12 protein-coding genes and 4 tRNA genes are annotated in these 17,105 nt (G+C 44.6%); all 16 read right to left on the bottom strand.

The features are described from left to right. Positions 1-65: 65 nt before the first annotated feature. Positions 66-4,268 carry a DNA-directed RNA polymerase subunit beta' gene (rpoC, locus tag DBZ36_RS01710; RefSeq protein WP_120353197.1) on the bottom strand — a complete coding sequence of 1,401 codons (4,203 nt, stop codon included), beginning with the start codon at positions 4,266-4,268 and terminating at the stop codon, positions 66-68. Between the two features lie 83 nt (positions 4,269-4,351). Next, positions 4,352-8,389: a DNA-directed RNA polymerase subunit beta gene (gene rpoB / locus DBZ36_RS01715; RefSeq protein ID WP_120353198.1), complete on the bottom strand. Its 4,038-nt coding sequence runs from the start codon at positions 8,387-8,389 to the stop codon at positions 4,352-4,354. 213 nt (positions 8,390-8,602) lie between these two features. After that, positions 8,603-8,968: a 50S ribosomal protein L7/L12 gene (gene rplL, locus DBZ36_RS01720; protein ID WP_120353199.1), complete on the bottom strand. Its 366-nt coding sequence runs from the start codon at positions 8,966-8,968 to the stop codon at positions 8,603-8,605. 57 nt (positions 8,969-9,025) lie between these two features. Beyond that, complete coding sequence (gene rplJ, locus DBZ36_RS01725) at positions 9,026-9,514, bottom strand: 50S ribosomal protein L10 (protein ID WP_120353200.1); 489 nt, start codon at positions 9,512-9,514, stop codon at positions 9,026-9,028. A gap of 256 nt (positions 9,515-9,770) precedes the next feature. After that, positions 9,771-10,466, bottom strand: coding sequence for a 50S ribosomal protein L1 (rplA, locus tag DBZ36_RS01730; protein WP_120353201.1), 696 nt, complete (start codon positions 10,464-10,466; stop codon positions 9,771-9,773). Positions 10,467-10,470: 4 nt separating this feature from the next. Next, positions 10,471-10,899: a 50S ribosomal protein L11 gene (rplK, locus tag DBZ36_RS01735; protein ID WP_120353202.1), complete on the bottom strand. Its 429-nt coding sequence runs from the start codon at positions 10,897-10,899 to the stop codon at positions 10,471-10,473. A gap of 171 nt (positions 10,900-11,070) precedes the next feature. Beyond that, on the bottom strand, positions 11,071-11,619 hold the full coding sequence (gene nusG, locus DBZ36_RS01740; RefSeq protein ID WP_120353203.1) for a transcription termination/antitermination protein NusG: 549 nt from the start codon (positions 11,617-11,619) through the stop codon (positions 11,071-11,073). 1 nt (position 11,620) lies between these two features. Then, entirely contained in the window at positions 11,621-11,998 is a 378-nt protein-coding gene (gene secE, locus DBZ36_RS01745; RefSeq protein ID WP_120353204.1) for a preprotein translocase subunit SecE, read from the bottom strand. A gap of 303 nt (positions 11,999-12,301) precedes the next feature. Continuing rightward, positions 12,302-13,486 carry an elongation factor Tu gene (tuf, locus tag DBZ36_RS01750; RefSeq protein ID WP_120353205.1) on the bottom strand — a complete coding sequence of 395 codons (1,185 nt, stop codon included), beginning with the start codon at positions 13,484-13,486 and terminating at the stop codon, positions 12,302-12,304. A gap of 104 nt (positions 13,487-13,590) precedes the next feature. Further along, positions 13,591-13,666, bottom strand: a tRNA-Thr gene (locus tag DBZ36_RS01755). Between the two features lie 15 nt (positions 13,667-13,681). Next, positions 13,682-13,756: transfer RNA gene (locus DBZ36_RS01760), tRNA-Gly, on the bottom strand. 39 nt (positions 13,757-13,795) lie between these two features. After that, positions 13,796-13,879: transfer RNA gene (locus tag DBZ36_RS01765), tRNA-Tyr, on the bottom strand. A 32-nt stretch (positions 13,880-13,911) separates the two neighbouring features. Next, positions 13,912-13,987, bottom strand: a tRNA-Thr gene (locus DBZ36_RS01770). A 111-nt stretch (positions 13,988-14,098) separates the two neighbouring features. Next, positions 14,099-15,061, bottom strand: a complete 963-nt coding sequence (gene birA / locus DBZ36_RS01775) for a bifunctional biotin--[acetyl-CoA-carboxylase] ligase/biotin operon repressor BirA (RefSeq protein ID WP_120353206.1) — start codon at positions 15,059-15,061, stop codon at positions 14,099-14,101. Beyond that, entirely contained in the window at positions 15,051-16,103 is a 1,053-nt protein-coding gene (murB, locus tag DBZ36_RS01780) for a UDP-N-acetylmuramate dehydrogenase (RefSeq protein WP_120353207.1), read from the bottom strand. Before murB ends, birA begins: the two co-directional genes overlap by 11 nt. 5 nt (positions 16,104-16,108) lie before the next feature. After that, entirely contained in the window at positions 16,109-17,062 is a 954-nt protein-coding gene (gene coaA / locus DBZ36_RS01785; protein WP_120353208.1) for a type I pantothenate kinase, read from the bottom strand. Positions 17,063-17,105 lie beyond the last annotated feature (43 nt).

The following is a 17,105-nucleotide window of genomic DNA, read 5'->3' on the forward strand; positions in this document are numbered from 1 at the left end:
AAAAAAAGGGCCGCGTCAATTCGATATTACATCGAAGTGACCCGACCCTCTTAGATAGACCTAGTTTATTCGGACTGTGAGTCCGCTGCGTTTAGCAACGCAGCTAGGTTATCACTTGCTTCTTCTGCAGAGACGACAACTGGTGGCGCTTCCTTGGCAGCACGACGTGCTTCATGGTATGCGTAACCAGTACCAGCAGGAATCAAGCGACCTACTGTTACGTTCTCTTTAAGACCGCGCAATTCATCTTGTTTACCAGAAACCGCTGCTTCCGTTAGGACACGTGTGGTTTCTTGGAACGATGCTGCAGAAATAAAGCTTTCTGTAGACAAAGATGCTTTGGTAATACCGAGTAACTCGTGACGGAACACAGCAGGGCGTTTACCCTCTGCAATCAATACACGGTTGGCGATATTAACGCGGGCAACTTCAGCTTGTTCACCAAGTAAGAAGTCAGAATCACCAGCATCAAGGATCAAACCTTTACGCAACATCTGACGGACAACTGTCTCGATGTGCTTATCATTGATTTTTACACCTTGTAGGCGGTATACATCTTGAACTTCATTGACGATGTAGTTAGTCAAATCACTCACACCGCGCAAACGCAAGATGTCATGTGGAGACTCTGCACCATCAGCAATAACTTCACCTTTTTGGACTTTTTCACCCTCAAAGATGTTCAAGTTACGCCACTTAGGAATCATTTCTTCGTGTACATCACCTTCTGGTGGAGTGATCAGTAGGCGAACCTTACCTTTCGTCTCTTTACCAAAGCTTACTGTACCCGAGATTTCAGCCAAGATAGCTGCTTCTTTCGGTTGACGAGCTTCAAACAAGTCAGCAACGCGTGGTAGACCACCGGTAATATCTTTAGTACCGCCAGACTCTTGAGGAATACGAGCAACCGCATCACCAACGCCAACAACTGCGTCTTCGGCTAAGTTAACAATTGCCTTACCAGGCAAAGGATAACTAGCGACAAGGTCAGTACCCGGGATAAGGATGTCATTGCCATCCGCATCAACAAGTTTAACTGTCGGGCGCATTTCTTTACCCGCACTTGTACGCTCACCTGCATCAAGAATAACGGTGCTAGATAGACCTGTTAGCTCATCTGTTTGACGCGTTACTGTAACACCGTCAATCATGTCAACAAACTTCAAGCGACCTTCCACCTCGGTAATAATAGGGTGGGTGTGTGGGTCGAAGTTAGCAACGATTGCACCAGCGTTAACTGCATCGCCGTCTTTAACCTCAAGAATACTACCGTAAGGAAGTTTATGAGATTCTTTGGTGCGACCTAACTCGTCAATAACTGTTAGCTCTGTTGAACGTGAAGTAACAACAAGTTTATCTTCTGAGTTCGTTACCGCTTTAGCATTATGTAACTTGATAGAACCACTGTTCTTAACAGTTGCACTGCTTTCAGCTACTGCACGTGATGCTGCACCACCAATGTGGAAGGTACGCATCGTAAGCTGTGTACCAGGTTCACCGATAGATTGTGCTGCCACAACCCCAACCGCTTCACCTTTAGCAACCATATGGCCACGAGCCAAGTCACGTCCGTAACAGTGGGCACAAACCCCAAAGTCATTTTCACAACTGATAACAGAACGAACCAATATCGTGTCAACTGAATGCTCTTCAATCAAATCACAAAGTTTTTCGTCGATTAGCGTATTACGAGTAAGCAGTACTTCTTCAGTACCAGGCTTAAGCACGTCTTCTGCAATAACACGACCAAGAACACGCTCACGTAGCGGTTCAACAACATCACCACCTTCAATATGAGGCGTCATGATTACACCATTCAAGGTGCCACAGTCGTTTTCGTTAACAACTAAATCCTGAGCAACATCAACCAAACGACGAGTCAAATAACCCGAGTTTGCTGTTTTAAGTGCGGTATCGGCTAGACCTTTACGTGCACCGTGCGTTGAGATGAAGTATTGACCAACGTTTAGACCTTCACGGAAGTTAGCAATAATTGGTGTTTCAATGATTGAGCCATCAGGCTTAGCCATCAAACCACGCATACCTGCTAGCTGACGAATCTGAGCAGCACTACCACGAGCACCCGAATCGGCCATCATGTAGATACTGTTAAAAGAGTCTTGCTCTTCTTGTTCGCCATCACGATTAGTTACAACTTCTTTTTTCAAGTTGTCCATCATCGCTTTCGCTAGTTGGTCATTCGCTGACGACCAGATATCGATAACTTTGTTGTATCGCTCACCAGCGGTAACTAGACCGGCAAAGAATTGGTCTTGAATTTCTTTAACTTCTTCAGACGCATTGCCAACAATGTCTTTCTTCGCTTCAGGAATAACCATGTCGTTAATACCGACAGATACGCCAGAAAGAGTCGCAAAGTGGAAACCGGTATACATCAATTGGTCAGCAAAGATAACCGACGCTTTAAGACCCAATTTACGATAGCAAGTGTTCAACAAATTCGAGATTTGTTTTTTGCCCATCGGTTGGTTCACGATATCGTAAGGCAATCCTTCAGGAACAACCAATGACAGAATTGCACGACCAATCGTAGTATCTTTAAGTTCAGTACGCTCTTTGCGAGTGCCGTCTTCAGCAAACTCTACTTCAGTAATACGTACTTTCACACGAGCGTGTAGGCTTGCATGATGAGCGCGGAATACCTTTTCAGCTTCTTTAGGACTAGCAAGGTACATGCCCTCGCCTTTCGCATTGATTGCTTCTCGAGTCATGTAGTAAAGACCCAAGACAACATCTTGCGAAGGAACGATAATTGGCTCACCGTTAGCTGGCGACAAGATGTTGTTGGTAGACATCATCAAGGTGCGAGCTTCAAGTTGCGCTTCAATTGTCAAAGGAATGTGGACGGCCATTTGGTCGCCATCAAAGTCGGCGTTATAAGCCGCACAAACCAATGGGTGCAATTGAATTGCTTTACCTTCAATAAGGACAGGTTCAAAGGCCTGGATACCCAAACGGTGCAAAGTAGGTGCACGGTTTAATAGTACTGGGTGTTCGCGGATAACTTCTTCAAGAATATCCCAAACTTCGCCACCTTCACGCTCAACCATTTTCTTAGCAGCTTTGATCGTCGTCGCAAGACCACGTAATTCAAGTTTGCCGTAGATAAACGGTTTGAATAGCTCTAGTGCCATCTTCTTAGGAAGACCACACTGATGTAAGCGCAGTGTTGGACCAACGGTAATTACAGAACGGCCAGAATAGTCAACACGCTTACCTAGAAGGTTTTGACGGAAACGACCTTGCTTACCTTTGATCATGTCTGCTAAAGATTTTAGCGGACGTTTGTTTGAACCAGTAATTGCACGGCCACGACGTCCGTTATCAAGTAGCGCATCAACCGCTTCTTGTAACATACGTTTTTCGTTGCGAACAATAATGTCTGGTGCCGCGAGGTCTAATAGACGCTTCAAACGGTTGTTACGGTTAATCACACGACGGTACAAATCGTTAAGATCTGAAGTCGCGAAACGGCCGCCATCCAAAGGTACCAAAGGACGTAGATCTGGTGGAAGAACTGGTAATACAGTTAAGATCATCCACTCTGGCTTGTTGCCAGAATCGCGGAATGCTTCCATCAATTTTAGACGCTTGGTAACTTTCTTACGTTTTGTTTCTGAATTGGTCGTCGCTAGCTCTTCGCGCATTTCTTCGACTTCGTGGTCGATGTCCTGCTCTTTTAGCAAGGCTAGAATTGCTTCTGCGCCCATTTTAGCTTCGAACTCATCGCCGTACTCTTCGAGTGCGTCTAGATAAGTTTCTTCAGTTAGCATTTGTCCGCGCTCAAGACTAGTCATACCAGGCTCGATAACAACAAATGATTCAAAATAAAGTACGCGTTCTATATCACGCAAAGTCATGTCTAGCATCAAACCGATGCGAGATGGCAACGACTTCAAAAACCAGATATGAGCAACCGGAGATGCTAGCTCGATATGACCCATACGGTCACGACGAACTTTAGATTGTGTAACTTCTACGCCACACTTCTCACAAATTACACCACGGTGCTTCAGGCGCTTGTACTTTCCGCACAAACACTCGTAATCTTTAACCGGACCAAAGATACGCGCACAGAACAAGCCATCACGCTCAGGCTTAAAGGTACGGTAGTTAATGGTTTCTGGTTTTTTAACTTCACCAAACGACCATGAACGAATCATATCTGGTGACGCTAGACCGATTTTGATACCTTCAAAATCTTCGGTCTTACCTTGTTGCTTTAGAAACTTTAATAAGTCTTTCACGTTTCTCTCCAGTGTGGAGTTAAAACTGGGGTATCTCGATTAAGCTGAGATACCCGCCATGCTTTATGCAGGTTAGCCCTGTCTTACAGCTCGTCCAGTTCCATGTTGATACCCAAAGAACGAATTTCTTTAAGTAGAACATTGAATGATTCTGGCATGCCTGGCTCCATCTGATGATTGCCGTCAACGATGTTTTTATACATCTTAGTACGACCGTTAACATCATCTGACTTAACCGTAAGCATTTCTTGAAGCGTATAAGCGGCACCGTATGCTTCGAGTGCCCATACTTCCATCTCACCGAAGCGCTGGCCACCAAACTGAGCTTTACCACCAAGTGGTTGCTGAGTAACGAGGCTGTAAGAGCCGGTTGAACGTGCATGCATTTTATCATCGACCAAGTGGTTCAATTTAAGCATGTACATGTAACCAACTGTTACCGGACGCTCGAAAGCATCACCTGTACGACCATCATAAAGTGTGATCTGTCCAGATTCTGGCAAGCCCGCTAGTGTTAGCAATTCTTTGATTTCAGCTTCTGCTGCACCATCAAATGCTGGTGTTGCCATTGGCACACCGCCACTAAGGTTTTTAGCCAAAGTCATGACTTCTTCATCGGTAAATTCTTCGAGATTAACAACTTGGCAAACGTCTTTACCTACATTGTAAACTTTCTGAATAAACTCACGAAGTTCAGCCAATTGCGTCACACGTTCCGCTTTAACCATGGCTTCGATTTTCTCACCAACACCTTTAGCCGCTAGGCCTAAGTGGGTTTCGAGAACCTGACCAATGTTCATACGCGATGGTACACCCAATGGGTTAAGGCAAATATCTACCGGACGACCAGTGTCATCGTATGGCATATCTTCGCGAGGAACGATAGTCGAGATAACACCTTTGTTACCATGACGACCGGCCATCTTATCACCCGGTTGAATGCGACGCTTAACAGCAAGGTAGACTTTAACAATCTTAAGTACACCAGGTGCTAAATCGTCACCTTGTGTGATCTTACGACGCTTAATGTCAAACTGCTTATCAAAGTCAGCTTTAAGTTCAAGGTGTTGCTCAGCAATTTGCTCAAGTTGTGTTTGAGCAGCTTCGTCTTCAACCGTGATACTTAACCATTCTGAACGTGGCAATCTATCGATTTCTGCCGCATCTTTGCCAGCTGCAATCAATACTGAGCGAGCACGCTCAAGGATGCCATTAACCAAGATCTCATGCTTCTCGGTTAAATCTTTTTTAGCTTCTGCAAGGTGCATGTTTTCAACTTCAACCGCACGCTTGTCTTTCTCCACACCATCACGGGTGAAGACTTGAACATCGATAACTGTACCAAATACAGAGTTAGGAACTCGCAATGAGGTATCTTTTACGTCCGATGCTTTTTCGCCGAAGATAGCACGCAATAGCTTCTCTTCTGGCGTTAGCTGTGTTTCACCCTTAGGTGTCACTTTACCAACTAGAATGTCACCTGGTTTAACTTCAGCGCCAACATAAACAATACCTGACTCATCAAGTTTGCTTAGAGCCGACTCACCAACATTTGGAATGTCAGCTGATATTTCTTCGCTACCTAACTTCGTATCACGAGCAATACAACTAAGCTCTTGAATATGAATGGTAGTAAAGCGGTCTTCTTTCGCGACGTTTTCTGAAATCGCAATTGAATCTTCAAAGTTAAAACCGTTCCAAGGCATGAATGCAATGCGCATGTTTTGGCCTAGCGCCAATTCACCAAGGTCTGTTGAAGGACCATCTGCAAGTACATCGCCTTTAGCAACAAGTTCACCAGCTGCAACAACTGGACGTTGGTTGATACATGTATTTTGGTTTGAACGGGTGTATTTGGTTAAGTTGTAGATATCAATACCGGCTTCGCCAGCAGTGAGCTCTTCTTCGTTAACTTTAACTACAATTCGGCTAGCATCGGCATATTCAACAACACCGCCACGACCAGAAACTACAGTTACACCTGAATCAACAGCAACAGCACGTTCAATACCTGTACCTACTAGCGGCTTATCAGCACGCAGAGTTGGAACAGCTTGACGTTGCATGTTAGAACCCATCAAGGCACGGTTAGCATCATCGTGTTCAAGGAATGGAATCAATGAAGCAGCAACCGAAATAATCTGTTGCGGACTTACATCCATATACTGAACATCTTCTGCTTTCATAAAGGTTGATTCACCCTTATGACGAACCGGTACAAGTTCTTCTGAGCTTAGTTTACCGTCTGCATTGGTCTCAGCATTTGCTTGCGCAATAACAAAAGTACCTTCTTGAATTGCTGACAAGTATTCAACTTCATCAGTAATATCGCCGTCGATTACTTTACGGTATGCCGTTTCTAGGAAACCATATTCGTTAGTACGTGCGTAAACAGCCAAAGAGTTAATCAAACCAATGTTTGGTCCCTCTGGTGTTTCAATCGGACACAAACGACCATAGTGCGTTGGGTGTACGTCACGAACTTCAAAGCCAGCACGCTCACGAGTCAAACCACCTGGACCTAATGCTGAAATACGACGCTTGTGCGTGACTTCAGATAGCGGGTTGTTCTGATCCATAAATTGCGACAATTGCGAAGATCCGAAGAACTCTTTAACTGCTGCTGAAATTGGTTTTGCATTGATCAGATCTTGTGGCATAAGGCCATCTAGATCGCCCAAGCTTAGGCGCTCTTTAACAGCACGCTCAACTCGAACAAGTCCAACACGGAATTGGTTTTCAGCCATTTCACCAACACTACGAATACGACGGTTACCCAAGTGGTCAATATCGTCCACTTCACCACGGCCATTTCGAATGTCGATTAATGTTTGCATCACTTTAATGATGTCTTCTTTCTCAAGCACACCAATGTTGTCTTCGCTTTCACGACCAACACGGCTATTGAACTTCATACGACCTACAGTTGATAAGTCATAGCGTTCGCCATTAAAGAATAAGTTTTGGAACAAACCTTCTGCTGCATCTTTCGTAGGTGGCTCACCTGGGCGCATCATACGATAGATTTCAACCAAAGCTTCCAAACGGTTTGTACTAGAATCAACACGTAATGTGTCAGATATAAACGAACCATTATCCAGTTCATTAGTATAAATCGTTTTAAGCGACTTAAAGCCAGCTTGTGAAAGTTCAGCGACAAGCTCTAGGTTCAGCTCTGTATTAGCTGCTGCAACAACTTCACCCGTAGTTTCATTGATGTAGTCATCAGCTAGAGTTTTACCCACTAGGTACTCTACTGGAACTTCAATCTCAGTAATGCCGGCTTTTTCAAGCTGACGTACGTGGCGTGCTGTTACACGACGGCCGGCTTCAATAACCACTTCACCGTCGAGTTTAAAATCAAATGAAATCGTATCACCGCGTAAACGCTGTGGTACCAATGCCATTTTGATGGAATTCTTTTCTATTGAGAAAGTTGTGCTCTCAAAGAAAGTTTCCAGAATTTCAGGTGTCGTCATCTCAAGAGCACGCAAGATAATACTTGCCGGCAACTTACGACGGCGATCTATTCGTACAAACAGATTGTCTTTTGGATCAAACTCGAAATCGAGCCATGAACCACGGTAAGGAATAACGCGAGCGTTATACAACACTTTACCTGAGCTATGTGTTTTACCACGATCGTGATCGAAGAATACACCTGGACTACGGTGCAACTGAGAAACGATTACACGCTCTGTACCATTAATTACAAAGGTACCGTTGTCGGTCATGAGTGGCATTTCACCCATGTACACTTCTTGCTCTTTGATGTCTTTAACCGTGCCTGCCGGAGCTTCACGATCATAAATCACCAAACGAAGCTTAACTCGCAATGGAGCAGAGTAGGTGACACCACGAATTTGACATTCTTTCACGTCAAATACGGGATCCCCCAGGCGATAGCTCACATATTGCAGTTCCGAATAGCCTGAATAGCTGGCAATAGGGAATACACTGCGAAATGCAGCCTCCAAACCGTACTCTCCCTCTGGATCCGCTTCGATAAACTTCTCGAAAGAATCCAACTGGATCGAAAGTAGGTAAGGGGTATCCACCACTTGAGGACGTTTTCCAAAGTCCTTACGAATGCGTTTTTTCTCTGTATAAGAGTAAACCATATGGTTCCTCAACTCGCTGATAAGTGACCCACTCTGTCCGCTAAATCTGGGACAGCTCTAACACCCGTTTACTTTTTGATATCCTAGGGCTACCTAGGCATGCTGACCTTGTCTGAAACGGAGAAAAAGACAGAGGTCTACAGCGCAAAAAGGCCGGTGACTAAAAAGTCACCAGCCGATGCCTATACAGGCAGCAATCTATACAAGTATAGACTACTTAAGCTCAACAGTTGCGCCAGCTTCTTCTAGAGTAGCTTTAAGTGCTTCAGCTTCAGCTTTATCAACGCCTTCTTTAACTGCAGCAGGAGCTGAGTCAACTAAGCCTTTAGCTTCTTTCAGGCCAAGACCTGTAGCAGCACGTACCGCTTTAATAGCAGCAACTTTGTTTGCGCCAGGGCCAGTAAGAATTACGTCGAATTCAGACTGTTCTTCAGCAGCAGCGCCAGCGTCACCAGCAACAGCAACAGCAGCAGCAGCAGATACGCCGAACTTCTCTTCCATTGCTTCGATAAGTTCAACAACATCCATTACTGACATTTCAGCAACAGCTTCGATGATTTGGTCTTTAGTGATAGACATGAATCAAATTCCTAAATTTATTTATAAATAATAATTGGTTAAGCAACAAGCAAACAATTAAGCTGCTTCTTTCTGCTCGCGAATAGCTGCGATAGTACGTACCAGTTTTCCGGCCGAAGCTTCTTTCATTGTTGCCATTAGCTTGGCAATTGCTTCGTCGTAAGTTGGTAGTTTTGCAAGAACGTTTACGTCTGCAAGTGCGCCTTCATAGGCAGCAGCTTTAACTTCAAATTTGTCTTCTGTTTTAGCAAAGTCTGTAAGTAGACGTGCTGCAGCACCTGGGTGCTCGTTAGAAAACGCAATCAAAGTAGGACCAGTAAATGTTTCTACTAAACATTCGTAACTAGTACCTTCAACCGCTCTACGTGCTAATGTGTTCCGTACAACGCGCATGGTTACACCAGCTTCGCGTGCTTGTGCACGTAAAGTGGTCATCGCGCCTACAGTTACACCACGTGAATCGGCGACTACTGCAGAAAGTGCAGCGGTGGCAGCTTCGTTGACTTCAGCAACAATCGCTTTTTTGTCTTCGAGTCCTAATGCCATTGGCTTTACTCCTGGATTCCAGTAAAGATTAGTTGCCTAATCGTGTATTACTCAAGATGGCTTGAGCAGTTTCACGGTTTGGAGGTCCAAAATTATTAAATATTTCTGGGGGTTCCGCACCGTCTACGCAGGATAATTAAGTATTTCAATGAAAGACCCCTGCGGTCTTGGACGAGGATTCATAAAGAATCCCGACCCATAAATTCAAAGCGCGAAATTATAGAGCTAATCGCGCGCTTTGTAAACCTATGCTTAACTAGATATCTAAGCTAGAAGCGTCGATAGCAATACCGGCACCCATAGTTGTAGATAAGCTGATCTTCTTAAGGAATTGACCTTTAGACTGTGACGGCTTAGCTTTTTTCAAAGCAACCAACAAGGCTTCAAGGTTTTCTTTAATTTGATCAGCATCAAAATCAACTTTACCGATAGTAGTATGGATAATACCATTCTTATCATTGCGGTAACGGATTTGACCAGCTTTAGCTTGCTTAACCGCATCGGCAACGTTAGGAGTAACGGTACCAACTTTTGGGTTAGGCATAAGGCCACGAGGACCTAGAATTTGACCTAGTTGACCAACAACACGCATTGCATCCGGAGAAGCAATAACAACGTCGAAGTTCATTTCGCCAGCTTTAACTTGAGCAGCTAAGTCGTCCATACCAACAATGTCAGCACCGGCTTCTTTAGCAGCTTCAGCGTTAGGGCCTTGCGTAAATACAGCAACGCGTACGTCACGACCAGTACCATGCGGTAATACAGTCGCGCCACGAACGTTTTGATCAGATTTACGTGGGTCAACACCCATGTTTACTGATGCATCAACGCTCTCAACGAATTTAGCTGTCGCTAGCTCTTTCAACAAAGCTACTGCTTCATTGATTTCATAAATTTTACCCGCTTCTACTTTTTCGCGGATTGTGCGCATACGCTTAGAAAGTTTTGCCATCGTCTTAGCCCTCTACTACCAAGCCCATAGAACGGGCAGAACCTTCAATTGTACGAACCATTGCATCCAAATCAGCACCTGTAAGATCAGGTTCTTTGGTTTTTGCAATCTCTTCAAGTTGTGCACGGTTTACAGTACCAACCTTCTCTTTATTTGGAACACCAGAACCTGACTTAATGCCAGCCGCTTTCTTAAGTAAGTAAGAAGCAGGTGGAGTCTTAGTTTCAAAAGTGAAAGAACGGTCACTGTATACTGTAATAACTACAGGAACTGGAGCGCCTTTCTCAAGAGAATCTGTTTTTGCGTTAAACGCTTTACAGAACTCCATGATGTTCACACCGTGTTGACCTAGAGCAGGACCAACTGGTGGCGACGGGTTTGCAGCACCGGCTGCAACTTGTAGCTTAATATAAGCTTGGACTTTTTTAGCCATTATACTTCCTCAATATGGGTAATAACGCTTCAACACCGAACCAATTGGGTCTCAGCTTCCCGTTATAACAAAGGGCAGCGGATTATAGGCGACCCACTGCCCTAGTACAAGATAAAATCTGTATTTTTTATAAACAACTTTAAAATGCTGTTTGTACACTCAAATTCGGTTTTAGCCTTTCTCGACTTGACCAAATTCTAGTTCCACTGGCGTGGCGCGACCAAAGATCAATACGGATACTTTTACGCGGCTCTTTTCGTAGTCGACTTCTTCGACGGTACCGTTGAAATCTGCAAACGGACCATCGCAAACACGTACCACTTCGCCTGGTTCGAACAAAGTCTTTGGACGTGGTGCATCACCAGCATCATTAACTCGGTCTAGAATTTTTTGCGCTTCGGCGCTAGAAATAGGTGCTGGGCGATCAGCTGTTCCGCCGATAAAGCCAAGAACACGTGGAACTTTACGTACCAAGTGCCAGCTTTCATCGTTCATGATCATTTGTACAAGAACATAGCCTGGGAAGAATTTACGTTCACTCTTACGACGCTGGCCGGCTCTCATCTCAACGACTTCTTCAGTTGGGACCATAATCTCGCCAAAGAAATCTTCCATTTCGTGGATTTGGATATGTTCTTTTAGAGATTTTTGCACACGCCCTTCATAGCCTGAGAAAGCCTGTACAACGTACCAACGTAATTTATCTTGTTGTTCTGTCATATTAGATGCCTATTCCGGTTATAAATGCGACTATTCGTACTAGAATACCGTCTAATCCCCAAAGGACAAGCGCCATAACCGCGGTCGCCGCTAATACGATTAACGTCGTTTGGGTCGCTTCTTGACGTGTTGGCCACACAACTTTGCGAACTTCCATACGGGATTCTCGAAAGAAGCTAAATGCTTGCTTTCCTTTCCCAGTTTGAAAGGCAACAGCAAAGGCGATTAGCAATGCGACAATAACCCCAATAACACGAACCACAATTGATACGTCACTGTAGATATTGTTACCTACGATCGCCGCTGCAATCAAAATTGCAACTAAGCCCCACTTTAGTCCGTCCAATCGGCTTGATTGGTTGTCAACATTCTCACTCATCAATAAAACCCGTAACTGATTCGAAAAAGTTCCATATCTAGATATGGAAAAGTCTTTGCAAGAATTTCTAGACACATTTACATGTCGAAATTCTTCGCTGGAAATCCAAGGGCGGATTGTATTGCTTATGAGCGGATTAAACAAGCTTTGAGCGCTATAAAAACAGCCAGTAGTGAATAAAGTAGCAGATGAGGTGTATGGCTTAAAATATGGATATAAAACAGGCAAAGTTTTTTAGAACATTAGAAACGAAAAAAGCCCGCGTTAGCGAGCTTTTTTTAGACTGGATGTACTACATTTCGACTAGGCGAAAATCTTAGCTACAACACCAGCACCAACAGTACGACCACCTTCACGAATCGCGAAACGTAGACCTTCGTCCATCGCGATTGGGCAGATTAGCTCTACAACAAATTTCAAGTTGTCGCCTGGCATTACCATTTCTACGCCTTCAGGAAGCTCTACAGCACCTGTTACGTCAGTTGTACGGAAGTAAAACTGTGGACGGTAACCTTTGAAGAATGGAGTGTGACGTCCGCCTTCATCTTTGCTTAGTACGTATACTTCAGCTTCGAACTTAGTATGTGGGTTGATTGACCCTGGAGCTGACAATACTTGACCACGTTGTACATCTTCACGCTTAGTACCACGTAGAAGAATACCACAGTTCTCACCAGCACGACCTTCATCTAGAAGCTTGCGGAACATTTCAACGCCAGTACAAGTCGTTGTAGTCGTTTCTTTAATACCAACGATTTCTACAGACTCACCAACTTTAACAATACCACGCTCAACACGACCAGTTACAACAGTACCACGACCTGAAATTGAGAATACATCTTCAATTGGTAGTAGGAACGGCTTATCAATGTCACGCTCTGGCTCTGGGATATATGAATCAAGAGCTTCTGCAAGCTCGATGATTTTAGCTTCCCACTCTTCTTCGCCTTCAAGCGCCTTAAGTGCTGAACCTTGGATCACAGGGATATCATCGCCTGGGAACTCATATTCAGAAAGAAGTTCACGAACTTCCATTTCTACTAGCTCAAGTAGTTCTTCGTCATCAACCATGTCACATTTGTTCATGAATACGATGATGTAAGGAACACCAACTTGACGTGAAAGCAAGATGTGCTCACGCGTTTGTGGCATTGGGCCATCTGTAGATGCAACAACCAAGATTGCGCCATCCATTTGAGCAGCACCGGTGATCATGTTTTTAACATAATCGGCGTGTCCTGGGCAGTCAACGTGTGCATAGTGACGCGTAGGAGTATCGTATTCAACGTGAGACGTTGAAATAGTAATACCACGCTCGCGCTCTTCTGGAGCGTTATCGATTGCTGCGAAATCTTTAGCTTCACCGCCGTAAACTTTAGCAAGTACGTTAGTGATTGCTGCTGTAAGAGTAGTTTTACCGTGGTCAACGTGGCCAATAGTACCTACGTTCACATGCGGTTTTAGACGTTCAAATTTTTCTTTAGACATGATAGTCCCTTCTGGATAAAAATCTGTGCCACGCGGTGCACATAGGATTTTGGTTTTGTCAAAACGACAAAAATGATAACAGATGGACTTATAGCAGGGAAGACTGGTGCTGATAGGCAGATTCGAACTGCCGACCTCACCCTTACCAAGGGTGCGCTCTACCAACTGAGCCATATCAGCACAATCTTTGTGTCTTGGAGCGGGCAGCGGGAATCGAACCCGCATCATCAGCTTGGAAGGCTGAGGTAATAGCCATTATACGATGCCCGCATCAATACCTACTGGTAAGACGACCTATTACCGTAATAGTGGTGGGGGGGGACGGATTCGAACCATCGAAGCTTGCGCGGCAGATTTACAGTCTGCTCCCTTTGGCCACTCGGGAACCCCCCCACGGTCTTTCTTTCGAAAGTACTTAAGCTAAATGGTGCCGACTACCGGAATCGAACTGGTGACCTACTGATTACAAGTCAGTTGCTCTACCTACTGAGCTAAGTCGGCACTGCTTAAGTGCTGCGCATTCTATGCAACCCCATTTTCAAAAGCAACACCAATTTTCAAAAAAAACACGCTTTTTTGTTTAGCCGCGCACTTTTCGGGCATTTTGACCAATTATTGGCTTCTTAAGGATACTTCTCCAGCCAGATAGGCGTTTATTTGACCGGCTTCGTTCAATAAAAAGTTTCCCTGTTGATCGATACCATGTGCATATCCGCTCTTTTTCTTACCATTAGAAAATTGTAGGTAGACCGGAAGCGATGCAAAACAATCAAATTCCGGCCAAACCTTAGCAAACGGAGAAAACCCTTGAGCTAAAAATAGGCTCAATTGATTGTGGACTTGATTAACAATTGCGATTAAGCATGCATTGCGGTCTACCGTTTCAGTTTTCAAACTTTGCAAGTCACAAATTTTTTGGTCTATTTGCGAATAGGCTGACAAAGGTAATTGGACATTAATGCCAACACCGATAATCAATTGCAATCTACCGTCGGCCTGCCCCACCATTTCAACTAGGATACCGCCAAGCTTTTCTCCGTTGGCGTAAATATCATTAGGCCACTTGAGTCCAACATCGTTATAACCTTGGTCTCGTAGAGCTTGAGCGCAAGCGATTCCGACGACCAAACTCAACCCCATGGCCGCTTCTATGCCGTCGTCGATTTGCCAAAGCAAGGAAAGACACAACTGAGACGCATAGGGGGTAAGCCAATTTCGCCCTCGCCGTCCACGTCCCGCGCTTTGATGTTCAGCAACCACAATTTGCCCTGGAGGACATGCATCTTTATTCGCCATCAACCATGCATTGGTTGAATCAATACTATGAAATAGTTTCAGTGGGTGCGGCGCTATCTCAGCAGAAATTCGACTCTCTTCAAGCAAACTTAATGGGGTTGCCAAACGATAACCTTTACCTTTGACTTTGAAAATCTCCAGTCCAGTTTGTTCTAGATCGTGGATATAGTTAGCGATGGTGGTTCGGCTAATCCCTAGCTCTAAAGCCAGGGCTTCTCCAGACACAAATTGCCCCTGATTTAAATGACGAACCAGTTTAAACGCCATATCAGATTGCATGGTTTATTCCGCTCAGCCTTGCCAAACAATCCATCGCATCACATTCACCCAAGGCGTTAATGAATCGCACTTCCGGCTCAATCTTGACTCCAAATCTTTCTTGCACTCGTAGCTGTACATACTTGGCCAACTGCAGAACATCACTAGCGCTTGCCTGCGCAACATTTACCAAGACTAAGGCCTGCTGCTCGTGTACTCGAGCACCACCGACTGTATATCCCTTAAGACCGCATTGATCAATGAGCCATCCCGCCGCAAGTTTTGTTTCGTCATCTTGTTTGGTAGCAAAATGAGGTGCATCAGGATACCGAGATAACAATGTCTCTAAGGTCTGTCTATCGACGATAGGATTTTTAAAGAAGCTACCGGCATTACCCAACACCTTTGGGTCTGGCAATTTGGCTCTACGAGTTTCACAGACTTTATCAAAAATAGCTTGCGCAGTGGGTATAGGGCCTAGATCTCGCAGAGGTCCATAATCACATACTGGGTGCCATTTTTTAGGCATCATTAATTCAACTTCAGTAATGACTGCGCGACCTTTAAGACTCGATTTAAAAATACTATCGCGGTAGTCAAACTGGCATTGCTCAGCACTGAGTTGGTAGCTTACTCCATCGTAAAGGTCCGTATACCGAACTCTATTCACAAACTTACAAACTTCCACGCCATAAGCGCCGATATTTTGCACCGGAGCGGCGCCTACCGTGCCAGGGATAAGTGCTAGATTCTCAAGCCCATAGATGCCCTGAGTGATACACCACTGCACCAACTCGTGCCAATTTTCACCGGCGCCAATTCTTAAAATCCAGCTGTGCTCTAATTCAATAACTTCTCGCTTCAGAATACGGTTGAGCCAAACGTCGATTTCCAAATTACAGGTCAACAGTAGATTCGACCCTTCACCAATGATTAGAGGTAATGGACGATCTGGTTTAAGCAATTCGACGGCATTGTTAAGCCTAGTTGTACTATCAATGATGTACAGCTTTTCAGCTTTGCACTCAAGTCCAAAGCTGTTGTATTTAGCAAGTGAATTCATAGTTCTTATTTTCTTAAACGAACACGCTGAATTTGGTGGTTGTCACCTTTTTCCAGAATTAAGTCGGCGTGGCCGCGGGTTGGGTTAATATTCTCTAGTAGATTTACTTCGTTGATCGAATCCCAAATGCCACTAGCGACATCGGTTGCTTGTTTCTGATCTAACTGAGCATAACTGTGGAAATAGCTTTGTGGGTCAGCAAACGCACCTTTTCTGAACCTAAGAAAGCGTTCAATATACCAGCGGCGTAACAAGTCCATTTCAGCATCGACAAAAATCGTGAAATCTAAAAAATCACTAATCAGAGAACGTGGACTATTGCCATCGAAATCGCTGCGATTTTGCAGCACATTGAGACCTTCTAGTATCACAATGTCAGGCTGGCGCACTTCAACAAACTGTTCAGGAAGAATATCGTAGCTTAGATGTGAATAAATCGGTGCACTAACCACGTCTCTGCCAGACTTTAAACGCGCCACAAAATCCAATAAGGCCTTTGTGTCATAGCTTTCAGGAAAGCCTTTGCGCTTGATTAAACCACGCTTTTTTAATTCCTCAAGCGGGTATAAGAATCCGTCAGTTGTAACAATGTCAACTTTGGGATGTTCTGGCCAACGAGAAAGCAGGGCTTGGAGAATGCGCGAGGTGGTACTTTTACCAACGGCAACACTACCGGAAACACCGATAATATAAGGCACATGCTGCTTATTCCCCAAAAAATTGGTAATGACTTCACGTCTGTCCTGTCGCGATTTTACGTACAGATTAAGTAAACGAGACAAAGGTAAATAGATATCGACAACCTGTGACAACGATACATCTTCATTGATACCTTGGAGCTTGGCTAAATCGTCTTCACTAAGCGTCATCGGGACTGATTGACGTAGCTGTGCCCATTCACTACGTTGGTAGTCGAAATACTCGAGAGGGCCGTGTTCGCCTTGGGCGGCAAATTGCATAGGGTGCTCCATAGTTTAAGCGCCACAACCTTATAAAAAACTA

It is taken from the genome of Alginatibacterium sediminis, from assembly GCF_003610775.1.
Lineage (GTDB): Bacteria > Pseudomonadota > Gammaproteobacteria > Enterobacterales > Celerinatantimonadaceae > Alginatibacterium > Alginatibacterium sediminis.

What these genes read in the sequence shown, in the direction of transcription:
- murB (WP_120353207.1), bottom strand. Translation starts at nt 16,103, where the DNA reads ATGAATTCACTTGCTAAATACAACAGCTTTGGACTTGAGTGCAAAGCT.
- rplA (WP_120353201.1), bottom strand. Translation starts at nt 10,466, where the DNA reads ATGGCAAAACTTTCTAAGCGTATGCGCACAATCCGCGAAAAAGTAGAA.
- birA (WP_120353206.1), bottom strand. Translation starts at nt 15,061, where the DNA reads ATGCAATCTGATATGGCGTTTAAACTGGTTCGTCATTTAAATCAGGGG.
- nusG (WP_120353203.1), bottom strand. Translation starts at nt 11,619, where the DNA reads ATGACAGAACAACAAGATAAATTACGTTGGTACGTTGTACAGGCTTTC.
- rplJ (WP_120353200.1), bottom strand. Translation starts at nt 9,514, where the DNA reads ATGGCATTAGGACTCGAAGACAAAAAAGCGATTGTTGCTGAAGTCAAC.
- rplL (WP_120353199.1), bottom strand. Translation starts at nt 8,968, where the DNA reads ATGTCTATCACTAAAGACCAAATCATCGAAGCTGTTGCTGAAATGTCA.
- secE (WP_120353204.1), bottom strand. Translation starts at nt 11,998, where the DNA reads ATGAGTGAGAATGTTGACAACCAATCAAGCCGATTGGACGGACTAAAG.
- coaA (WP_120353208.1), bottom strand. Translation starts at nt 17,062, where the DNA reads ATGCAATTTGCCGCCCAAGGCGAACACGGCCCTCTCGAGTATTTCGAC.
- rplK (WP_120353202.1), bottom strand. Translation starts at nt 10,899, where the DNA reads ATGGCTAAAAAAGTCCAAGCTTATATTAAGCTACAAGTTGCAGCCGGT.
- tuf (WP_120353205.1), bottom strand. Translation starts at nt 13,486, where the DNA reads ATGTCTAAAGAAAAATTTGAACGTCTAAAACCGCATGTGAACGTAGGT.
- rpoB (WP_120353198.1), bottom strand. Translation starts at nt 8,389, where the DNA reads ATGGTTTACTCTTATACAGAGAAAAAACGCATTCGTAAGGACTTTGGA.